The following is a 3,493-nucleotide window of genomic DNA, read 5'->3' on the forward strand; positions in this document are numbered from 1 at the left end:
TCGTGCAGGGCAAGCAGGCCACCTACCACGAGGCGGACGACGACGACATCCCTTGGCTGATCAAGTGTTTCGCCGATGCCGCGGCTCGCGTGAAGGCCGCCGGCGGCGATGCGGTCGAAATCCATTGCGCGCACGGCTATGTGCTCGGGGCGTTCCTGTCCCGCGCCGACAACCGGCGCACCGACGAGTACGGCGGCTCGCTCGAGAACCGGGCACGGCTGGCGTGCGAGGTGATCCGGGCCGTCAAGGACGAGGTGGGCGACTCGCTGGCGGTGATCGTACGTGTCGCCGGACGCGAGTACGGGGAGGCCGGCGCATTGACCACCGCCGAGGCCGTGCAGGCGTCGATGCTGTTCGAAAAGGCCGGCGCGGACGCCATCCATGTCACCGGATGGGCCCGGAATCCGTTCTCCAACTTCACCGACGGTCCGCTTCCGAACACGGTGGGCGCGTACACCGACCTGGCCGCGGAGGTGAAGCGGGCGGTGTCGATCCCGGTGATCGCGGTGGGCCGGATGCTTCCCGAGGTGGGTGAGCAGACCATCGCCGACGGCAAGGCGGATTTCGTCGCGATGGGCCGCCAGCTGCTGGCCGATCCCGATCTCGTCGGCAAACTGAAGGCCGGAACCCCGGAGCAGGTGCGTCCCTGCATCAATTGCTATGTGTGCGTTCAGGAGAACTTCTGGGACGGCACCCCCGTGTGCGCGGTGAATCCGGCGCTGGGCAACGAGACGCTGGTGCCGTTCGTGCGGACCGCCGCCGCGAGGCGGGTCGTCGTCGTGGGTGCCGGGCCCGCGGGTCTCGAGGTTGCGCGCATCGCAACCGAACGCGGCCATCACGTCACGGTGCTCGACAAGACTGATCGGCTCGGCGGCACCCTGTGGTTCTCGACGCTGACCACCCCCGACAACGAGCGCCTGCTGAACTGGCTGACCGCCGAGGTCCGGCGGCTCGGCATCGACGTCCGGTTGAAGACCGAGGCCACCGCGGCGTCGATCCAGGCACTGAACCCCGATGTCGTGGTGATCGCGACCGGCGCGGTGCGCGAGCGCCCGGGTGTACCCGGGGGCGATCTGCCGCACGTGCACACCGGCGACACGCTGCGGGCGTTGATGACCGGCAGCGGTGATGTTTCCGGTCAGCCGTGGTTCCTGCGGACGGCGGGCAAGCTCGGTGCGCTGTCGGGAATCACGAAGCGGCCCGGTGCAGTTCGCTCGGTGACCCGCAAGTTCCTGCCCGTGGGCCGGAACGTCGTGGTGATCGGTGGCTCGCTGGTGGGCCTCGAACTCGCCGAGTTCCTGGCCGAGCGGGGCCGGCAGGTGACGCTGCTGGAAGAAGGTCAGCAGCTGGGTGTGCCGATGGCGATGCCGCGGCGCTGGACCGCGGTTCGTCATGCCGGGGAGGTCGGGGTGACCGTCCACCGGCACGCGACCGTCCAGCGCATAACCCCGGATGCGGTCGAGTTCCGGGTCGGTACCGAAACCGTCACTGCCCCTGCCGATCTGGTCGTGATGGCGTCGGGGGTGTCGGCGGCGGCGCCGCTCGCCGACGACCTCGCCGGGTCCGGGACGGACGTGCGGGTCGTCGGCGATGCGGGCGACGTCGGATACATCGAGGGCGCGATCCGTTCGGCCTGGAAGGTCGCGACCGCGCTGTGACCCGGGCGGCTGCGACTCGGGCTGCCGTGACTCAGGCTTCGGCGGTGTCCGGCGTGTCGTAGGCGCCGCCGAAGCGGTCGCGGTGCACGGCGTCGGTCAGCGGACGGCCGCGGCGCCAGCCGAAGCGTTCCAGGTCCGGTACCTCCTGGAGACGGGTGACCGGCCCGACGCACAGCCACGCGATCGGCCGCACCGCGCCTTCCGCACCGATGAACTCGGTGAGGAACGGTTCGTCGTAGAACGACACCCATCCGACGCCGAGCCCTTCCGCGGTCGCGGCGAGCCACAGGTTCTGGATCGCGAGGACCGCGGAGAACAACCCGGAGTCGTCGATGGTGTGCCGGCCCAGGATGTGCTTACCGCCGCGTTCCGGGTCGTAGGTGACGACGATGCCGGTACGGGACTCGACGATCCCCTCGATCTTGATGGGGTCGAAGGTGCGGCGGCGGTCCTCCGGGAGCGAATCGGCGAACGCCTGGCGGCATCCGGCGACGTGCTCGGCGAACGCTTCGAGCCGCTGCCGGTCCTGCACGACGACGAAGTCCCAGGGCTGGGTGTTGCCGACGCTGGGCGCGTGGTGGGCCGCGGCGAGGATGCGCCACAGCACATCCTCGTCGACGGTTTCACCGGCGAACTCGGCGCGCACGTCACGGCGCATGCGGATGATGTCGTACAGCGCGTCGCGCGCTTCGTTCGAGAACATGGCTTCAGGTCAGACCGGCAGCACGGCCTCGATCGCGGCGACGACCTCGGGGGCGTCCGGTTCGGTGCGCGGACGGAACCGGTCGACGACGGTGCCGTCGGGTGCGATCACGAACTTCTCGAAGTTCCACTGGATGTCCCCGGCCTCGCCGTCTGCGTCGGCGTGCTTGGTCAGCTCCGCGTACAGGGGGTGCCGGTTCTCGCCGTTGACCTCGATCTTCTCGAGCAGCGGGAAGGTGACTCCGTAGGTGGTGGAGCAGAACTCCTGGATCTCCTCGGCGGTGCCCGGTTCCTGGCCCATGAACTGGTTGCAGGGCACACCCACCACGATCAGGCCGCGGTCCGCGTAGTTCTTCGCCAGCTGTTCCAGCGCCGTGTACTGCGGCGTCAGGCCGCACTTGGAGGCGACGTTGACGACGAGCAGCGCGTGGCCGTCGAATGCGGCGAGGGACGTGGGCTCACCGGCGAGGGTGTTGATCGCGATGTCCTGAAGAGGTGTGGTCATGCGGACCAACGTAGTCGGCCCGCTGTGATTGCGGAGTTTGCTCGGTGCACGAATCCCGGCCACGTTCCCGGTCGCATCGGTTTCCTCCCGGCCGGCGGATCGACTCACAGCGCGGCACGATCGGATACGCTCCGGCGGTCACCAGGTATCTCGACCGGTACCGCGAACTGCCCGATCCGGTCCGGCCCACCTACCGTGCCAGCCGCACCCAGGTCGACAGCGCACAGCCCGGACAACCACACCGCAAGGAAGTTCATGGAGATCAAGGAACTGGGCCATGTCGTCCTCTACGTCCGCGACATCACCCGCTCGGCGCACTTCTACGGCGAGGTCCTCGGCTGGCGCCGGCTGACGGCGGACGGTGCACCCGCGATGCCGGTCGCCGCGTTCTCCGCACCGTCGAACCGAACCCATCACGAACTGCTGCTCATCGAGGTCGGGCCCGACGCCGCCGCCCTGCCCGCCGGACGCCGGGTGGGGATGTACCACTTCGGCCTGAAGATCGGCGACAGCGACGACGAACTGCGCGCGGCCCTGGCCCAGTTGCGGGAAGCCGGGGTTCCGATCCTCGGGGCCAGCGATCACGGCATCACCCACAGCCTCTACATCGCAGATCCCGACGGCAACG

Annotated in this window: 4 protein-coding genes; 2 read left to right on the plus strand and 2 right to left on the minus strand. The window is 69.2% G+C overall.

Going from position 1 to position 3,493, the window contains the following annotated elements; genetic code table 11:
• Positions 1-1,658, plus strand: a 1,658-nt coding sequence (locus I0Q12_RS18730) for an FAD-dependent oxidoreductase (RefSeq protein ID WP_231610984.1), incomplete at its 5' end; no start/stop codon positions are given.
• Positions 1,659-1,689: 31 nt separating this feature from the next.
• Here I0Q12_RS18730 and bluB read toward each other — a convergent pair.
• Together bluB and I0Q12_RS18740 are read right to left on the minus strand one after the other, a co-directional pair.
• Positions 1,690-2,361 carry a 5,6-dimethylbenzimidazole synthase gene (gene bluB / locus I0Q12_RS18735; protein WP_197253424.1) on the minus strand — a complete coding sequence of 224 codons (672 nt, stop codon included), beginning with the start codon at positions 2,359-2,361 and terminating at the stop codon, positions 1,690-1,692.
• A gap of 9 nt (positions 2,362-2,370) precedes the next feature.
• Positions 2,371-2,865: a glutathione peroxidase gene (locus I0Q12_RS18740; protein ID WP_197253426.1), complete on the minus strand. Its 495-nt coding sequence runs from the start codon at positions 2,863-2,865 to the stop codon at positions 2,371-2,373.
• Between the two features lie 255 nt (positions 2,866-3,120).
• Here I0Q12_RS18740 and I0Q12_RS18745 point away from each other — a divergent pair.
• Positions 3,121-3,493 (plus strand): VOC family protein (locus I0Q12_RS18745; protein ID WP_197253428.1); only part of this gene is annotated, 373 nt, incomplete at its 3' end.

The organism is Rhodococcus sp. CX, assembly GCF_015865005.1.
Taxonomy (GTDB): Bacteria; Actinomycetota; Actinomycetes; order Mycobacteriales; family Mycobacteriaceae; genus Rhodococcus.